The 17110-nt window shown below is 59.0% G+C and carries 16 protein-coding genes and 1 riboswitch; of the genes, 9 read left to right on the top strand and 7 right to left on the bottom strand.

Translation table 11 applies throughout. The features are described from left to right. Positions 1 to 121: 121 nt before the first annotated feature. The gene (gene argE, locus IMX17_RS22680) at positions 122 to 1267 is read right to left on the bottom strand and encodes an acetylornithine deacetylase (protein ID WP_033631320.1); all 1146 of its coding nucleotides are present in this window, start codon (positions 1265 to 1267) and stop codon (positions 122 to 124) included. Between the two features lie 216 nt (positions 1268 to 1483). On the opposite strand from argE, the gene argC reads away from it, so the two are divergent. The 4 genes from argC to argH all read left to right on the top strand — a co-directional run bounded on the left by argC (position 1484) and on the right by argH (position 5971). Beyond that, complete coding sequence (gene argC, locus IMX17_RS22675; protein WP_025304655.1) at positions 1484 to 2488, top strand: N-acetyl-gamma-glutamyl-phosphate reductase; 1005 nt, start codon at positions 1484 to 1486, stop codon at positions 2486 to 2488. A 20-nt stretch (positions 2489 to 2508) separates the two neighbouring features. Further along, positions 2509 to 3282 (top strand): acetylglutamate kinase, encoded by a 774-nt coding sequence (gene argB, locus IMX17_RS22670; protein ID WP_016929723.1) that lies wholly within the window; start codon positions 2509 to 2511, stop codon positions 3280 to 3282. A gap of 25 nt (positions 3283 to 3307) precedes the next feature. Further along, positions 3308 to 4528: an argininosuccinate synthase gene (locus IMX17_RS22665; RefSeq protein ID WP_046897398.1), complete on the top strand. Its 1221-nt coding sequence runs from the start codon at positions 3308 to 3310 to the stop codon at positions 4526 to 4528. A 69-nt stretch (positions 4529 to 4597) separates the two neighbouring features. Further along, positions 4598 to 5971 (top strand): argininosuccinate lyase, encoded by a 1374-nt coding sequence (argH, locus tag IMX17_RS22660; RefSeq protein WP_046897399.1) that lies wholly within the window; start codon positions 4598 to 4600, stop codon positions 5969 to 5971. Positions 5972 to 6004: 33 nt separating this feature from the next. On the opposite strand, the gene IMX17_RS22655 is transcribed toward argH, so the two are convergent. The 4 genes from IMX17_RS22655 to IMX17_RS22640 form a co-directional block, all read right to left on the bottom strand. Beyond that, positions 6005 to 6331, bottom strand: a complete 327-nt coding sequence (locus IMX17_RS22655; protein ID WP_033652204.1) for a type II toxin-antitoxin system HicB family antitoxin — start codon at positions 6329 to 6331, stop codon at positions 6005 to 6007. After that, positions 6318 to 6578: a toxin HicA gene (locus IMX17_RS22650; RefSeq protein ID WP_046897400.1), complete on the bottom strand. Its 261-nt coding sequence runs from the start codon at positions 6576 to 6578 to the stop codon at positions 6318 to 6320. The genes IMX17_RS22655 and IMX17_RS22650 overlap by 14 nt, the downstream gene beginning before the upstream one ends. A 162-nt stretch (positions 6579 to 6740) precedes the next feature. Continuing rightward, positions 6741 to 8189, bottom strand: a complete 1449-nt coding sequence (locus tag IMX17_RS22645) for a dihydrolipoyl dehydrogenase (RefSeq protein WP_193550247.1) — start codon at positions 8187 to 8189, stop codon at positions 6741 to 6743. 72 nt (positions 8190 to 8261) lie between these two features. Continuing rightward, positions 8262 to 8993 carry a glutathione peroxidase gene (locus IMX17_RS22640; protein ID WP_015379403.1) on the bottom strand — a complete coding sequence of 244 codons (732 nt, stop codon included), beginning with the start codon at positions 8991 to 8993 and terminating at the stop codon, positions 8262 to 8264. Between the two features lie 151 nt (positions 8994 to 9144). Here IMX17_RS22640 and oxyR point away from each other — a divergent pair, with 151 nt between their 5' ends. After that, the gene (gene oxyR, locus IMX17_RS22635; RefSeq protein ID WP_033652202.1) at positions 9145 to 10062 is read left to right on the top strand and encodes a DNA-binding transcriptional regulator OxyR; all 918 of its coding nucleotides are present in this window, start codon (positions 9145 to 9147) and stop codon (positions 10060 to 10062) included. Here the strand turns inward: oxyR and sthA are convergent. Then, a complete protein-coding gene (gene sthA, locus IMX17_RS22630; protein ID WP_004931047.1) occupies positions 10045 to 11442 on the bottom strand; it encodes a Si-specific NAD(P)(+) transhydrogenase in 1398 nt (465 codons plus the stop codon). The genes oxyR and sthA overlap by 18 nt on opposite strands. A 218-nt stretch (positions 11443 to 11660) precedes the next feature. On the opposite strand from sthA, the gene fabR reads away from it, so the two are divergent. Continuing rightward, on the top strand, positions 11661 to 12293 hold the full coding sequence (gene fabR, locus IMX17_RS22625; RefSeq protein WP_004931044.1) for an HTH-type transcriptional repressor FabR: 633 nt from the start codon (positions 11661 to 11663) through the stop codon (positions 12291 to 12293). Positions 12294 to 12308: 15 nt separating this feature from the next. Further along, positions 12309 to 12680 (top strand): YijD family membrane protein, encoded by a 372-nt coding sequence (locus IMX17_RS22620; protein ID WP_046897402.1) that lies wholly within the window; start codon positions 12309 to 12311, stop codon positions 12678 to 12680. Positions 12681 to 12714: 34 nt separating this feature from the next. Here the strand turns inward: IMX17_RS22620 and trmA are convergent, their stop codons facing one another. Continuing rightward, positions 12715 to 13818, bottom strand: coding sequence for a tRNA (uridine(54)-C5)-methyltransferase TrmA (trmA, locus tag IMX17_RS22615; protein WP_046897403.1), 1104 nt, complete (start codon positions 13816 to 13818; stop codon positions 12715 to 12717). A 122-nt stretch (positions 13819 to 13940) separates the two neighbouring features. Then, positions 13941 to 14154: riboswitch (cobalamin riboswitch) on the top strand. Between the two features lie 68 nt (positions 14155 to 14222). Here trmA and btuB point away from each other — a divergent pair. After that, the gene (gene btuB / locus IMX17_RS22610) at positions 14223 to 16115 is read left to right on the top strand and encodes a TonB-dependent vitamin B12 receptor BtuB (RefSeq protein WP_193550246.1); all 1893 of its coding nucleotides are present in this window, start codon (positions 14223 to 14225) and stop codon (positions 16113 to 16115) included. Continuing rightward, a complete protein-coding gene (murI, locus tag IMX17_RS22605) occupies positions 16060 to 16923 on the top strand; it encodes a glutamate racemase (protein ID WP_025921004.1) in 864 nt (287 codons plus the stop codon). The genes btuB and murI overlap by 56 nt, the downstream gene beginning before the upstream one ends. Positions 16924 to 17110 lie beyond the last annotated feature (187 nt).

Genomic DNA, 17110 nt, shown 5'->3' with positions numbered 1-17110 from the left:
ATCGGCGCATTTTCTGAAATTTAATTACGCCGCGTGGGTTATCAGCGTGGCTTATTTCGCTGCCTTCTACTTATTTTGAGTTAGGGGAAGCATAAAGCATTTCCCCTGGTAAATGTCGGGTTTATTGCCGACAAAAGTGACTGACCAACTGACCCAGCAGTTTGCGCGTCGGTTCGATAAACGCGGTGTCGATGTATTCGTCCGGTTGGTGAGCCTGATCGATGGAACCGGGGCCGAGCACCAGGGTCGGGCATACCTGTTGCACGAACGGCGCTTCGGTGCAGTAGTTGACCACCTGCGTGCGGGTGCCCAGCAGCTCCTCGATCACCGCCACCATGCGGTGGTCGGTCGGGCACTCGTAGCCCGGCACCGACGCGTGCAGCTCTTCGATGGTCAGGCGGCCCGGCCAGCGTTGGCTTACCGGCTCCAGCGCCTGATGCATCAGTTCGTTGATGTTGTCGAGCGTCATGCCGGGCAGCGGGCGGATATCCAGGTGCAGTTCGCAACAGGCGCAGATGCGGTTGGCCGCGTCGCCGCCGCTGATATGGCCGAAGTTCATGGTGGGATAAGGCACGGCGAACGCCGGATTGTTGTAGCGCTCCTGCAGGGTCTTGCGCAGTTCCATCAGGCGGCCGATAGACTCGTGCATCAGATCGATGGCGTTGACACCGCGCGCCGGATCGCTGGAGTGACCGGACTGGCCGACGATGCGAATGGCGTTGGCCATGTGGCCCTTGTGCGCGCGCACCGGCTGCAGCGAGGTAGGCTCGCCGATGATGGCGAAATCCGGACGAATGGCGGTAGAGGCGGCGAAGTAACGCGCGCCGGCCATCGTCGTTTCTTCATCTGCGGTGGCTAAAATGTACAACGGCTTGGTCAGCTTGCTCGCGTCGATATCGCGCACCGCATCCAGAATAAAGGCGAAGAAGCCTTTCATGTCGGCGGTGCCCAGCCCGTAGAGCTTGTTGTCGTGCTCGGTCAGGGTGAAGGGATCGCGCGTCCAGCGACCTTCGTCGTAAGGCACCGTATCGGTGTGGCCGGCCAGCAGCAGGCCGCCGCTGCCTTCGCCGATGCTGGCCAGCAGGTTGAATTTGTGGCGCGACTCCGGCACCGGCTGTACGTCGACGCGAAAGCCCAGGTCGGCAAACCATCCGGCCAGCAAGTTGATTAACGCCTCATTGCTCTGATCGAGGCCGGCATCGGTGGCGCTGATCGAAGGAGTGGCGATCAACGCCCGGTACAGCTCAATAAATGGAGGTAATTTCATCTTCACTGTTGACAGCCTTAGGTTAGGATAGTATCAATATTCATGCATTTATTTTGAATAAAAATACAGTAAGCCGAAGCGTAAGGGAACCCGATGCCCGGATGTTTATAAAAGCATCAACGCCTGGCTCCGTGGGTGAACGGCGCAACAACGCTGGCTAGCCCTGTTACCTGGGTCGCAAGCGACCGCACGTCAGTTTAGAAGGTGAAAGGCCACATGTTGAATACGCTGATCGTTGGTGCCAGCGGTTACGCCGGAGCGGAGCTCACGGCTTACCTGAATCGCCACCCACACATGAACATAACCGCTTTAGCGGTTTCAGCGCAAAGTGCAGATGCAGGAAAGTTGCTTTCCGATCTCCATCCCCAGTTGAAAGGCATCGTCGATCTGCCGCTGCAGCCGTTGACCGACGTCGCCAAGGCGGCGCAAGGCATCGACGTGGTGTTCCTCGCCACCGCCCATGAAGTCAGCCACGATATCGCACCGGCTTTCCTGGCGGCGGGCTGCGTGGTGTTCGATCTGTCCGGCGCCTTTCGCGTGCAGGACGCCGGTTTTTATAGCCAGTACTACGGTTTCGAACATCAGCATGGCGCCCTGCTGGAGCAGGCGGTGTACGGCCTGGCGGAGTGGCAGAGCGACAAGATTAAACAGGCGCAGCTGATCGCGGTGCCGGGCTGTTACCCGACGGCGGCGCAGCTGGCGCTGAAACCGTTGATCGAAAAACAGCTGCTGAATCTGGATCAGTGGCCGGTGATCAACGCCACCAGCGGCGTTAGCGGCGCCGGGCGCAAGGCCAGCATGACCACCAGCTTCTGCGAAGTGAGTCTGCAGCCGTACGGTATTTTCACTCACCGGCATCAGCCGGAGATCGCCGCGCACCTTGGCGTGCCGGTCATCTTTACGCCGCACCTGGGCAATTTCCCGCGCGGTATCCTTGAAACCATCACCTGCCGGCTGAAAGCCGGCGTGACCGCGCAGGACGTCGCGGCCGCCTATCATGCCGCCTATGACGACAAGCCGCTGGTGCGGCTGTACGACCAGGGCGTGCCGGCGCTGAAAGCGGTGGTGGGGCTGCCGTTCTGCGACATCGGTTTTGCGGTGCAGGGCGAGCATCTGATCGCCGTGGCGGTGGAAGACAATCTGCTGAAAGGCGCGGCGGCGCAGGCGGTGCAATGCCTGAATATCCGTTTTGGCTTCCCGGAAACCCAATCACTCCTTTAAACCAGCGTGAGTAAACAGCAATGAACCCGTTAATTATCAAGTTAGGTGGCGTGTTATTAGACAGTGAAGAAGCGCTGGAGCGTCTGTTTACCGCGTTGGACAGCTACCGGCAGCAGCATCAGCGTCCGCTGGTGATCGTGCACGGCGGCGGTTGCGTGGTGGACGAACTGATGAAGCAGCTCGCTTTGCCGGTGGTGAAAAAGAACGGCCTGCGGGTCACGCCGGCCGATCAGATCGACATCATCACCGGCGCGCTGGCCGGCACCGCCAACAAAACGCTGCTGGCGTGGGCGATTAAACACCAAATCAACGCCGTCGGCCTGAGCCTGGCGGACGGCGGCAGCGCGGTCGTGACTCCGCTCGATCCGGCATTGGGCCACGTCGGCAACGCGCAGCCCGGTTCGCCCGCGCTGCTCAATACCCTGCTGGGCGCCGGCTATCTGCCGGTTATCAGCTCCATCGGCATCACCGCCGAAGGGCAGTTAATGAATGTGAACGCCGATCAGGCGGCGACGGCGCTGGCGGCGACGCTGGGGGCGGACCTTATCCTGCTGTCGGACGTCAGCGGCATCCTCGACGGCAAGGGCCAACGCATTGCGGAAATGACGGCGCAAAAAGCGGAACAACTGATCGCGCAAGGCATCATCACCGATGGTATGGTGGTGAAGGTGAATGCGGCGCTCGACGCTGCCCGCACCCTCGGCCGCCCGGTGGATATCGCCAGCTGGCGCCATGCCGATCAGCTTCCTGCTTTGTTTAACGGCGTGTCGATTGGCACCCGGATCCTCGCTTAATTTTAGAATTAGAAAGGAATAGATCATGCAAAACCAAGGCATCAAAAAAATCGTTCTGGCGTACTCCGGCGGCCTGGATACCTCGGCCATCATTCCATGGCTGAAAGAGAACTACGGCGGCTGTGAAGTGGTGGCGTTCGTGGCGGACATCGGCCAGGAGCGCAGCGATCTGGAAGGCGTGGAGCAAAAAGCCCTGCAGTCCGGTGCCTCTGAATGTCACGTGGTCGATCTGCGTGAAGAATTTATCCGCGATTACGTTTATCCGGTGCTGCAGACCGGCGCCCTGTACGAGGGCAGCTACCTGCTGGGCACCTCGATGGCGCGGCCAATCATCGCCAAGGCGCAGGTCGAGCTGGCGTTGAAAGTGGGTGCAGACGCGCTGTGCCACGGCGCGACCGGCAAAGGCAACGATCAGGTGCGTTTCGAAACCACCTACACCGCGCTGGCGCCGCAGCTGAAAGTGGTAGCGCCGTGGCGCGAGTGGAACCTGCGTTCCCGTGAAGCGCTGCTGGATTACCTGAAAGAGCGCAATATCCCGACCACCGCATCGCTGGAGAAAATCTACAGCCGCGATGAGAACGCCTGGCACATCTCCACCGAAGGCGGCGTGCTGGAAAGCCCGTGGAACGCGCCAAACAAGGATTGCTGGGTATGGACCGTCGATCCGCAGGAAGCGCCGGACCAGCCTGAGCAGGTGACCGTTACCGTCGAGAAAGGCCGCGTCGTGGCGGTTAACGGTAAAGCGCTGTCGCCGTACCAGTGCCTGGAAACCCTGAACGCGCTGGGCGCTAAGCACGGCGTCGGCCGTATCGACATCGTGGAAAACCGTCTGGTGGGCATCAAATCCCGCGGCTGCTATGAGACCCCGGGGGGCACCATCATGGTGGCGGCGCTGCGCGCCATCGAGCAGCTGGTGCTGGATCGCGACAGCTTCAAATGGCGCGAGCAGCTGGGCCTGGAGATGTCCTATGTGGTGTACGACGGCCGCTGGTTCGCGCCGCTGCGCCGCTCGCTGCAGGCCTCTGCCGAAGCATTGGCTGAAGAGGTGAACGGTGAAGTGGTGCTGCAGCTGTACAAAGGCCAGGTGACGGCGATCCAGAAAAAATCCGCCAACAGCCTGTACTCCGAAGAGTTCGCCACCTTCGGTGAAGACGAAGTTTACGATCACAGCCACGCGGGCGGCTTTATCCGCCTGTTCTCTCTGTCTTCACGCATCCGCGCGTTGAACGAGAAAAAGAATAAATAACCGATTGGCGTGACTCTGCAAGGGCGCAGCATGCTGCGCCCTTTCGCATAAAAATTCAGGAGTAAAGGTATGGCACTTTGGGGCGGACGGTTCACTCAGGCGGCGGATCAGCGGTTCAAGCAACTCAACGATTCGCTGCGGTTCGATTATCGCCTGGCGGAGCAAGATATCGTGGGCTCGGTGGCCTGGTCGAAGGCGCTGATGACCGTTAACGTGTTGACGGCAACGGAGCAACAGCAGCTGGAGCAGGCGCTGAATGCCTTGCTGACGGAAGTCCAGGCCGATCCTTTGGCGATCGTGCAAAGCGATGCCGAAGACATCCACAGCTGGGTGGAGCAGAAGCTGATCGAGAAGGTCGGCGATTTGGGCAAGAAGCTGCACACCGGCCGCAGCCGCAACGATCAGGTCGCGACCGATCTGAAGCTGTGGTGCAAACAGCAGATCGGCGATCTGCATCAGGCGATCGTCCAGCTGCAGCAGGCGCTGGTGGAGACCGCCGAAGCCAACCAGGATGCGGTGATGCCGGGGTATACCCACCTGCAACGCGCGCAGCCGGTGACGTTTGCGCACTGGTGCCTGGCCTATGTCGAGATGCTGGCGCGCGATGAGAGCCGTCTGCAGGATACCCTGAAACGGCTGGACGTCAGCCCGCTGGGCAGCGGTGCGCTGGCCGGCACCGCGTATCCTATCGATCGCGAGCAGCTGGCCGGTTGGCTGGGCTTCGCCTCGGCGACCCGCAACAGCCTGGACAGCGTCTCCGATCGCGATCACGTGCTGGAGCTGCTGTCCAACGCCGCCATCAGCATGGTGCACCTGTCGCGCTTCGCCGAGGATCTGATCTTCTTCAACAGCGGCGAGGCGGCGTTTGTCGAGCTGTCTGACCGCGTAACCTCCGGCTCTTCGCTGATGCCGCAGAAGAAAAACCCGGACGCGCTGGAGCTGATCCGCGGCAAGTGTGGCCGCGTACAGGGCGCGCTGACCGGCATGATGATGACGCTGAAAGGCCTGCCGCTGGCGTATAACAAAGACATGCAGGAAGACAAAGAAGGGCTGTTCGACGCGCTCGACACCTGGGTGGACTGCCTGCAGATGGCGGCGCTGGTGCTGGACGGCATTCAGGTGAAGCGCCCGCGCTGCCGGGAAGCGGCGGAGCAGGGTTATGCCAACGCCACTGAGCTGGCGGACTACCTGGTCGCCAAAGGCGTGCCGTTCCGCGAAGCGCACCACATCGTCGGCGAGGCGGTGGTAGAAGCGATTCGCCAGGGCAAACCGCTGGAAGCGCTGCCGCTGGCGGATTTGCAGCAGTTCAGCGCGACGATCGGCGATGACGTCTATCCGATCCTGGCGTTACAATCCTGCCTGGACAAACGTGCGGCCAAAGGCGGCGTCGCGCCGCAGCAGGTGGCCGCGGCAATCGCCGCAGCGAAACAGCGTTTGGCTTGACGACGAGGGCGGCCTGGCGCCGCCCTTGAACCGTTACCCCGCCAGGCGTGCGCAGAGATAACGGTTCAGGCTAACGCCTTCTTCCATCGCGCCGATCGCCAGCCGGCGATGCTGTTCCGGCGTCATTCGCAGCACCAGTTTGCCGCTGAAATTTTTCTCCGCCAAAGCCTGCGGCGGCGTTTCGCCTTGTGCCAGCATGTCGGCGATCGTTTCGCTCACCACTTTCTCGATACCCTCCAATGCGCCGGTACGCGTGGCGGCCAGCCAGGACAACGAGGGGAATTCGGCGCACAGCCCGACATATTCACGGTCTTGCGCTGACCAGGTGATGCGATAGGTATAGTGTTCATGCTTTTCCATGTTCTTCCTCCATTCTGGACAGTGCGGCGATGACCTGCTTAACCTGATATGCCTTGGCCGCGCCGTTGTTGCCGCGTTGGATATTGATGCGCGGATCGCCTGGCCAGGGCATGCGATAAACGTGATGGCTGCTACCGTTTATGCGCGGCGGCCCAAACCATCGCACGCAGATTTTCGCTAACTCGGCGAATTTGATGCTGTTCTGCCGCTGTTGCAAATCAGCGATGTCATCCCTGATCTCGTTCATGCTGCCTCCATTTTAGTATTATTATTGATATCACCTCAATATCGAAGCATAAAAAATGAGCGCAGGAGGGCCGTGAGGCAAGAGGAGGGAGGAAAATCTGGAAAGCGCTGCGCAAAAAAAACGGGCCTGAAGGCCCGGTAGATGTGAACTGAGAAGGGGGCGTTATTCGCCCGGACAGCGCTGACAGCGCTCGATTTCGGCCGTGCCGAGTTTGAGCTTCGCCTGCAGGTCGCGCAGCGCAGTGCGCAAGCCTTCTTCGATCACCGGATGATAGAACGGCATGTCCAGCATCTGATCGACGGTCATCTGCAGTTGGTGCGCCCAGGCTAACAGGTGCGCAATGTGTTCGGCGTCCGGACCGATCATTTCCGCACCGAGGAAACGGCCGGTGCCTTGCTCGCCGTAAACGTGCAGAACGCCCTTGTTGCGCAGCATCACTCGCGAGCGGCCCTGATTCTCAAACGAGACCTTGCCCACTTCAAAACAGCCGCAGGCGCTGAACTTCTCGCTCAGCTCGCGGAAGGTCGAGCCGACCATGGCGATCTGCGGATCGGAGAATACCACCGAAATCGCGCTGCGGCGCAGACCCGGAGTGATCTCCGGGAAGCTGCCGGCGTTGGCGCCGGCGATGCGCGCCTGATCGCTGGCCTCATGCAACAGCGGCAGCTGGTTGCTGGCGTCGCCGGCGATAAAGATATGCGGCACGCTGGTTTGCATCGTCAGGCGGTCGGCCAGCGGCATGCCTCGAGCGTCGAGCTGCAGGCCGGTGTTTTCGAGACCCAGCCGGTCGACGTTGGGGCGGCGGCCGGTGGCGGCCAGCACGTAGTCCACCAGGATCTCCTGCGACTGGCCCTGCAGATCCTGATAGCGGATAAATACGCGGTCGCCTTCGCGCTGCATCATCTCCACTTTCACGTCGGCGTCGAGGTAGAACTCTTCCCCCAGCGCCTTCGCAGCGTAATCGCGCACGGCGCTGTCGGTCAGCGGCCCGACGGCGCCGCCGATGCCGAAGACTTTGGTGTCGACGCCGAGGCGGTGCAGCGCTTGCCCCAGCTCCAGCCCGATCACGCCGGGGCCGAATACCGCCACGGACTGCGGCAAGTCATCCCAGTTGAACAGATCGTCGTTGACGATCAGGCGATCGCCCAGTTCATTCCACGGCGCCGGCCAGCTGGGGCGAGAGCCGGTGGCGATCACGATGCGCTGCGCCACGATGCGCGTATGGTCATCGACCTGCAGCGTGTTGTCGTCGATAAAGCGGGCATAGCCCTGAATTTTGTCGGCGGCCGGGATCTCGTCCACGCCTTCCAGCACGAAGCCGACGAAACGATCGCGTTCGCGTTTGACGCGCGCCATCACCTCGCGTCCGTCGATACGCGTTTTGCCGGTTGGGTGCACGCCAAAGCCCGGCGCACGTTCGATTTGATGCACCGCTTCGGCGGCGGCGATCAATAATTTGGATGGCATGCAGCCAACGCGCGCACAGGTGGTGCCGTAAGGCCCGCCTTCAATCATCACCACGCTGGGGGTAGACAGTTTGGCCGCGCGATAGGCGCCGAGCCCTGCGGTGCCGCCGCCGATGACCGCGACATCAACGTTCAACAGTTTCATATCCGCTCCTGAAAGGTAAAAAAAGGGCGGGCCGTAGCCCGCCAAAGTTCACGTTGGCTTTGTTATTACTTATTAAGCTGACAGGAATGTTTCCAGATCGTCGCTGCCGCCGATGTGACGGCCGCCGATGAATACCTGCGGCACCGTAGCGCGGCCGCTGACGGCGCGCAGGCTGACGGTGGTGGCGTCTTTGCCCAGCACGATCTCTTCATATTGAATGCCGCGCTCTTGCAGCATCTGCTTGGCTTTGGCGCAGAATGGGCAGCCCGGTTTGGTGAACAGGGAGACCGATTCCTGCACTTTGAATTCCGGCGCCAGGTATTTCAGCATGGTGTCGGCGTCGGACACTTCAAACGGGTCGCCCGGCTTGTTCGGCTCGACAAACATTTTCTCGACCACGCCGTTGCGTACCAGCATCGAGTAGCGCCATGAACGAGGGCCAAAGCCCAGATCCGCTTTCTCGACCAGCATGTTCATGCCTTTGGTGAATTCACCGTTGCCGTCCGGCACGAAGGTGATGTTTTCCGCATGTTGGTCGGCTTTCCAGGCGTTCATGACGAAGGTGTCGTTCACGGAGACGCAAAGAATGCTGTCGACGCCGTGCTGCTTGAATACGCTGGACAGTTCGTTGTAGCGCGGCAGGTGGCTCGAAGAACAGGTCGGCGTGAACGCGCCCGGCAGCGAGAAAACAATGACGGTTTTGTTTTTGAACAGGTCATCAGTGGTCACATCAATCCATTGGTCGCCCTGACGGGTGTGGAAAGTAACCTGAGGAACTTTCTTGCCTTCTTGACTGGTAAACATTGATTAACCCCTTAATTAGGAAAAATAATTTTTAGCATTTAGCGCGATATCGCTTCGTTGGGACACATTATTGTCGCTGGGGCTTGATAGATCTAATCGCTCATTGCTATCTTATCTATCGCCATGAGCTATCATGGAATGGAGGGAAACAATGAATATTCGTGATTTAGAGTATCTGGTCGCCTTGGCCGAGCACCGGCACTTCCGCCGCGCGGCCGATTCATGCCATGTAAGCCAACCCACGCTGAGCGGACAGATCCGCAAGCTGGAAGACGAGTTGGGCGTCATGCTGCTCGAACGCACCAGCCGCAAGGTGCTGTTCACTCAGGCAGGTCTGTTGCTGGTGGAGCAGGCGCGCACCGTGCTGCGAGAAGTGAAAGTATTGAAGGAGATGGCCAGCCAGCAGGGCGAAGCCATGTCCGGACCGTTGCACATCGGCCTGATCCCGACCGTGGGGCCTTATCTGCTGCCGCAGATCATCCCGACGCTGCACAAAACGTTCCCGAAACTGGAAATGTACCTGCACGAAGCGCAAACCCATCAGCTGCTGGCGCAACTCGACAGCGGCAAACTGGACTGCGCCATTCTGGCATTGGTGAAGGAAACCGAGGCGTTTATCGAAGTGCCTTTGTTCGATGAACCGATGAAGCTGGCGGTGTACTCCGATCACCCGTGGGCGCAGCGCGAGCGCGTGCCGATGCCGGATTTGGCGGGTGAGAAACTGCTGATGCTGGAGGATGGCCACTGCCTGCGCGATCAGGCGATGGGCTTCTGCTTCCAGGCGGGCGCGGACGAAGATACCCACTTCCGCGCCACCAGTCTGGAAACGCTGCGCAATATGGTCGCGGCCGGCAGCGGCATTACCCTGCTGCCGTCACTGGCGGTACCGCCGCAGCGCGAACGCGACGGCGTCTGCTATCTGGATTGCTACAAGCCGGAGCCGAAGCGCACCATCGCGCTGGTGTACCGCCCCGGCTCCCCTTTGCGCAGCCGTTATGAGCAACTGGCCGAGGCGATCCGCGAACACATGCAGGGCTACATCGACAGCGCGTTAAAACAGGCGGTTTAAGCCGTTTAGCGCCGCCACCCGGTAGGCTTCGGCCATGGTCGGATAGTTGAAGGTCGTATTAACGAAATACTCGATAGTATTGCCTTCACCTTTCTGTTCCATGATCGCCTGGCCGATGTGGATGATCTCCGCCGCACGCTCGCCGAAGCAGTGGATCCCGAGGATCTGCAGGGTGTCGCGATGGAACAGGATCTTCAGGCTGCCGACGTTCATCCCGGCGATCTGCGCGCGCGCCAGATGCTTGAACTGGGCGCGGCCCACTTCATACGGCACCTTCATCGCGGTCAGTTCCTGCTCGGTTTTGCCGACAGAGCTGATTTCCGGAATGGTGTAGATGCCGGTCGGGATATCTTCGATTAAGTGACCGCTGGCTTCGCCGGAGGCGATCGCTTGCGCGGCGATGCGGCCCTGATCGTAGGCGGCGGAAGCCAGGCTCGGATAGCCGATCACGTCACCGACCGCATAAATGTGCGACAGCGCGGTTTGATACATGCTGTTCACTTTCAGCAACCCGCGGCTGTCCGACTCCAGGCCGACGTTCTCCAACCCCAGCGAATCGGTGTTGCCGGTACGGCCGTTGGCGTACAGCAGGCAGTCCGCTTTCACCTTCTTGCCGGACTTCAGGTGCACGATCACGCCGTCTTCGGTGCCTTCGATCTTCTCGAATTCTTCGTTGTGGCGGATCACCACGCCGTTGTTCCAGAAGTGGTAAGAGAGTGAATCCGACATCTCCTGATCGAGGAACGCCAGCAGACGATCGCGGGTGTTGATCAGATCGACCTTGACGTTCAGGCCGCGGAAGATGGACGCATACTCGCAGCCGATCACCCCGGCGCCGTAAATGATCACGTGGCGCGGCTCATGGCTCAGCTCGAGAATGGAATCGCTGTCGTAGATGCGCGGATGGTTGAAATCGACGCTGGCCGGATGGTAAGGGCGCGAGCCGCAGGCGATCACGATGTGATCGGCGCGGATGGTGTCCTGGGTGCCGTCCATGTAGCTGACGCTGACGGTGTTGGCGTCGATGAAGCGCGCGTCGCCGGCGAACAGTTTGCACTGGTTCCGCTCATAGAACCCTTGGCGCATTCGGGTCTGCTGGCTGATGACGTTATCGGCGTGGCGTAAAATGTCAGGGAAGGTCGCGCTGAGCGTGCGCGAGTTGTTGTAAAGCGGGTTCTGGTTGAATTCGATAATGCGGCTGACGGCGTGGCGGAGGGCTTTGGAGGGGATGGTGCCCCAATGAGTACATCCGCCGCCTACGTTATTGTACCGTTCGATAACGGCCACGCGGGCGCCTTGTTTCACCAGCCCCATGGCGGCACCTTCACCACCAGGGCCCGAGCCAATCACAATGGCATCAAATTGATAGTGCTGTTGCATGTAGGAGAGACCTGTTTTTTTATACAAGATTACAACGGTATCTTAACATCATAGCGCTGCTCACCCAATCACCATTAGGCTTTTTGAGTCAAAGCACAATCGGCTCAGGGCGGAAGTGTGATAGAGCGCGTTAGTATAAATGCTGTTGCAATAAAATTTGCTATATTGCCGAGTCTAGGGCGTTAGACTGAGAAAATGGAACCTATCCGGATATGCATATGGGCGTCAGAGCACAACAAAAAGAACGGACTCGTCGTTCCCTGATCGAAGCCGCTTTCAGCCAGCTGAGCGCCGAACGCAGCTTCGCCAGTCTGAGCCTGCGGGAAGTTTCACGCGAGGCGGGCATCGCACCCACGTCGTTTTATCGCCATTTCCGCGATGTGGACGAGTTGGGGCTGACCATGGTGGACGAAAGCGGTCTGATGCTGCGTCAGTTGATGCGCCAGGCGCGCCAACGCATCGCCAAGGGCGGCAGCGTGATCCGCACCTCGGTGTCCACCTTTATGGAATTTATCGGTAACAACCCGAACGCCTTCCGCCTGCTGCTGCGCGAGCGCTCCGGCACGTCGGCGGCATTCCGTGCGGCGGTGGCGCGCGAGATCCAGCATTTCATCGCCGAACTGGCGGACTACCTCGAGTTGGAAAATCACATGCCGCGCAGCTTTACCGAAGCGCAGGCCGAAGCGATGGTCACCATCGTGTTCAGCGCCGGCGCGGAAGCGCTGGATATCGACGTCGAGCAGCGGCAGCAGCTGGAAGAACGGCTGGTGCTGCAACTGCGGATGATCTCCAAAGGGGCGTATTACTGGTATCGTCGCGAACAAGAAAAAGCTTCTGTGTCCCACGTATAAAAAAGGTAAAAAATGATGGAAAAACCAGGCCGTGAAAATGGCACCTTACTGCTGGCGTTGATTGCCGGCCTTTCGATCAACGGTTCCTTTGCTGCGCTGTTCAGCTCGGTGGTGCCGTTTTCGATCTTCCCGCTGATCGCGTTGGTGCTGGCGGTGTACTGCCTGCATCAGCGTTACCTGAACCGCGCCATGCCGGACGGCATGCCGAAGCTGGCGGCGGCCTGTTTCTTGCTGGGGGTGCTGTTGTACAGCGCCATCGTGCGCGCCGAGTACCCGCAGATCGGCTCCAACTTCCTGCCGTCGGTGCTTTGCGTGGCGCTGGTGCTGTGGATTGGGGTCAAACTGAAGGCGCGCAAGGCGCCGGATGCGCCGACTCAAGAATCGTAATGAAACGGGGCGCCATCATGGCGCCCCTGTCATATCAGCGGTGCTTTTCCAGCAACACGCCGCATTCCATGTGATGGGTATAAGGGAACTGATCGAACAGCGCCAGACGGCTGACCCGGTGGGTGGCCTGCAGCGTTTCCAGGTTGGCGCACAACGTTTCCGGATTGCACGAAATATACAGAATGCGCGGGTAAGCCTGCACCATCTTCACCGTTTCATCGTCCAGCCCGCTGCGCGGCGGATCGACGAAAATCGTCTCGCAGTTGTAGCCGCTCAGATCGATGCCTTTCAACCGGTTGAATTCGCGTACTCCGTTCATCGCCTGAGTGAAGTCTTCCGCCGCCATGCGGATGATCTGCACGTTGTCGATATGGTTGGCGGCGATGTTGTACTGCGCCGCCGCCACCGACGGTTTGGCGATCTCGGTCGCCAGCACGCGCTCGAAATTGCGCGCCAGCGCCAGCGAGAAGTTGCCGTTGCCGCAGTACAGCTCCAGCAAATCGCCTTTGGAACCGGCGGTGACCGCCAATGCCCACTCCAGCATCTGCACGTTCATGGCCGCGTTGGGCTGAGTGAAACTGTTTTCCACCTGGCGATAAATCATGTCGCGGCCGGCGACCGGCAGCACTTCGTCAACATAATCTTGGTCGAGCATGATCTTGGTCTTCGATGCTCGGCCGATCAGCTGCAGGTCGAAACCCTGCGCGCGCAGCTCGTCGCGCAACTGCTCGGCGCGCCGTTGCCAAACGTCATCCAGCTTGCGGTGATACAGCAGCGAAGCGATGATTTTGCCGCTTCGCGTCGACAGATAATCTATCTGGAACAGCTTGTGGCGCAGGATCGGCTCGGGTTTCAGCGCGGCGATCAGGGCGGTCATCAGGCGATTGATCAGCTCGCTGGCCGCCGGAAACTGATCGACGCGAATACGCTGCTTGGTCTGCTGATCGAACATGATGTGATACATGTCTTCCGCGTCGTGCCAGATGCGGAATTCGGCGCGCATGCGGTAGTGGTCGACTGGCGAGCGGAACACTTCCGGCTCGGGCGCCGCGAACGGTGACATCAACCTCTTCAGGCGGGTGACTTTCTCCGCCAGTTGGTCATCGTAACGTTCAATAGGCAAATTCTCGGGCGTCATGTGTTTCTTCTCGTCAGGCAAATTTGATCAGCGGGGATTGTAGGGAATCAGCCCGTGAAGTCCAGTTTTGTCGCGTTTATTATTTGTAACATTAATGGCAGTCTAGACATCTATTTGCATTGATCGTAGCATTGCCGTCCGGCCTCAAGCAGCGAGTGAAAAGGGAATCCGGTGTGAATCCGGAGCTGACGCGCAGCGGTAAGGGGAAGTCACGGCGATAGCGTTTCGACGCAGACACTGTCCACTGCAGGATGGGAAGTCATCGCCCGTTGCCGGTCGCGCCCTGCGGCCCGCAAATCCCAAGCCCGAAGACCTGCCGGTGTTACGTCGCAATGTCCGTGGCCGTCGCGAACTACCGGCCATGATCCTGCGGCATCCGCCAATTAAGTTTGGATGCTTTTCTCATGACAATTACAAAAAATACGCTGCTGGCGGTGGTCTCTTCCGTCACGGCTTTTTCTGGATGGGCGCAAGACAACACCACAGCCACGAATGGTGATAACCTGGTGGTTACCGCCAACCGATTCCCGCAGCCGGTTTCTTCCGTGCTGGCGCCGACCACCATCGTCACTCGCAACGATATCGATCGCTGGCAGGCCAAGAGCCTGACCGACGTGATGCGCCGTTTGCCGGGCGTGGACATTGCGCAGAATGGCGGCCTGGGGCAGCAAAGTTCGCTGTTTATTCGCGGCACCAACTCCAGCCACGTGCTGGTGCTAATTGACGGCATTCGCCTTAATCAGGCGGGCGTCAGCGGCTCTTCTGACCTTAGCCAAATCCCGATTTCGTTGGTGCAGAAAGTCGAATACATCCGCGGCCCGCGCTCGGCGGTATACGGTTCCGACGCCATCGGCGGCGTAGTCAACATCATTACCACCCGTGAAAAGAACGGCACCACGCTCTCAGCCGGCGTCGGCTCCAACGGCTATCAATCCTATGACGCGTCGACCCAACAGCAGTTAGACGACAGCACCGTGGCGACGGTGGCGGGGAACTACACCTATACTAAAGGGTATAATGTTGTAGCGAACTTGCCGGATAGCTTCGGCAATCCTGCACAGCCTGACCGCGACGGCTTTATGAGCAAATCTCTGTATGGCGGCATTGAACACAAGTTCAATGAGGCGTTCAGCGGCTTTGTTCGCGGTTATGGTTATGACAATCGCACGGCCTATGACGGTAACTACAGTTATTCGGATCCGGCGCATTCGGATGCGTTGCCTGACACTCGCCAACTCTATAGCCAAAGCTGGGATAGCGGTCTGCGCTATCAGGACGGCATCTATGCTACGCAGTTGATCGCGAGCTATAGCCATACCAAAGACTATAACTACGATCCCAAATACGGCCCTTATTCTGCGTCTGCAACCTTGGATGACTCCACGCAATACAATGTGCAGTGGGGTAATACGTTCCAGGTTGCTCAAGGCCATATCAGTACGGGTGTCGATTGGCAGAATCAGAAAATCGAGCCGGGTACGGCTTACATCACTGAGAGCAAGAGCCAACGTAATACCGGACTTTATCTGACGGCGCAGCAACAAGTGGATGCCTTTACCTTAGAAGGCGCGGTGCGCGGTGACGATAACTCGCAGTTTGGTTGGCATGGCACTTGGCAAACCAGCGTGGCTTGGGAATTTGTTGAGGGCTATCGCGCCATCGCGTCTTATGGTACTGCGTTTAAAGCGCCGAATTTGGGGCAGCAGTACGGCAGCTTTGGCGGCAACGCGGATTTGAAACCGGAAGAAAGCAAACAGTGGGAAGGGGGCTTTGAGGGGCTGACTGGCCCGGTCACCTGGCGCGTCACCGGTTATCGCAATGATATAGATAATCTGATCAGCTATGCATCAAGCGGTTCAGGTTCAGCCTATTACAATGTTAATCAGGCAAGGATTAAAGGTGTTGAAGCGACGGCGTCTTTTGATACCGGCCCGCTGACGCATCAGATTGGTTATGACTATGTCGATCCCCGCAACGCCAAGACCAACGAAGTGCTGTTGCGTCGTGCCAAACAACAGGTGAAGTATGAACTGGACTGGCAGCTGTACGACTTTGACTGGGCGGTGACCTATCAGTATCTTGGAGAGCGCTACGACGGTGATTACAGCGGCTACACTACCCGTACGGTTAAACTTGGCGGCGTGAGCCTGTGGGATCTCGCAGTTTCGTATCCGGTCACATCTCATCTGACAGTTCGTGGTAGAATTGCCAACCTGTTTGATAAAGATTATGAGACGGCCTATGGCTACGCTACTCCAGGAAGAGAATACTACCTCACTGGAAGCTATACCTTCTAACAGTACCGCCACACCTCGCCCGACGGTGCTGGTTTTCGATTCCGGCGTCGGCGGGTTGTCGGTATATCAGGAGATTCGGCAGTTGCTGCCGGATCTCCACTATATATACGCTTTCGACAACGTGGCGTTCCCCTACGGCGAGAAGTCCGAAGAGTTTATCGTTGAGCGCGTGCTGGAGATAGTTGGCGCGGTGCAGCAGCGTCATCCTCTGGCGATTGTCGTCATTGCCTGCAATACCGCCAGCACTGTTTCCTTGCCGGCCCTGCGCGAGCGTTTCAGTTTCCCGGTCGTGGGCGTGGTGCCCGCCATCAAACCGGCGGCCCGTCTTACCGTTAACGGCATTGTCGGCCTGTTGGCGACCCGCGGCACCGTACAGCGCAGCTACACCCACGAACTGATTTCCCGTTTCGCCACCGACTGCAAGATTGAACTGCTGGGCTCTTCAGAACTGGTGGAGCTGGCGGAAGCCAAGCTGCATGGCGAAGCAGTGCCGCTGCCGGTGCTGAAGAAGATCCTGCATCCGTGGCTGAGCATGCGCGAGCCGCCGGATACGGTCGTGCTGGGCTGCACCCATTTCCCTCTGTTAGCTGAAGAGCTGATGCAGGTGTTGCCGGAAGGCACCCGGCTGGTGGATTCCGGTGCGGCGATAGCCCGTCGCACCGCCTGGCTCATCTCTACGCAGGAAAATCTGGTTTCGAGCCAGGAAGAGAATCTGGCGTATTGCATGGCGTTAAATGAAGATACTGATGCTTTATTGCCCGTTTTGCAGGGCTACGGCTTTAAATCGTTGAAAAAACTGCCGCTTTAACGGCGTTTTGGTTAAACATTCAACGGTCGGAAAAAATATTGAAAATAGGGGTTGCGGCCTGCCGAGAACTCCCTATAATGCGCCTCCACTGACCGGGAACAACGACTGACAAGCCGCCGGGTCAGCGAGAGGAAAGCGAAATAAACGCTTGACTCTCCGGGTGAAAAGCGTAGTATACGCAGCCCGC

The organism is Serratia sp. X3 (assembly GCF_014982455.1).
Lineage (GTDB): Bacteria > Pseudomonadota > Gammaproteobacteria > Enterobacterales > Enterobacteriaceae > Serratia > Serratia ureilytica.
The sequence above is the reverse complement of the archived record's forward strand: the minus strand, read 5'-3'. Positions and strand labels throughout refer to the sequence as shown.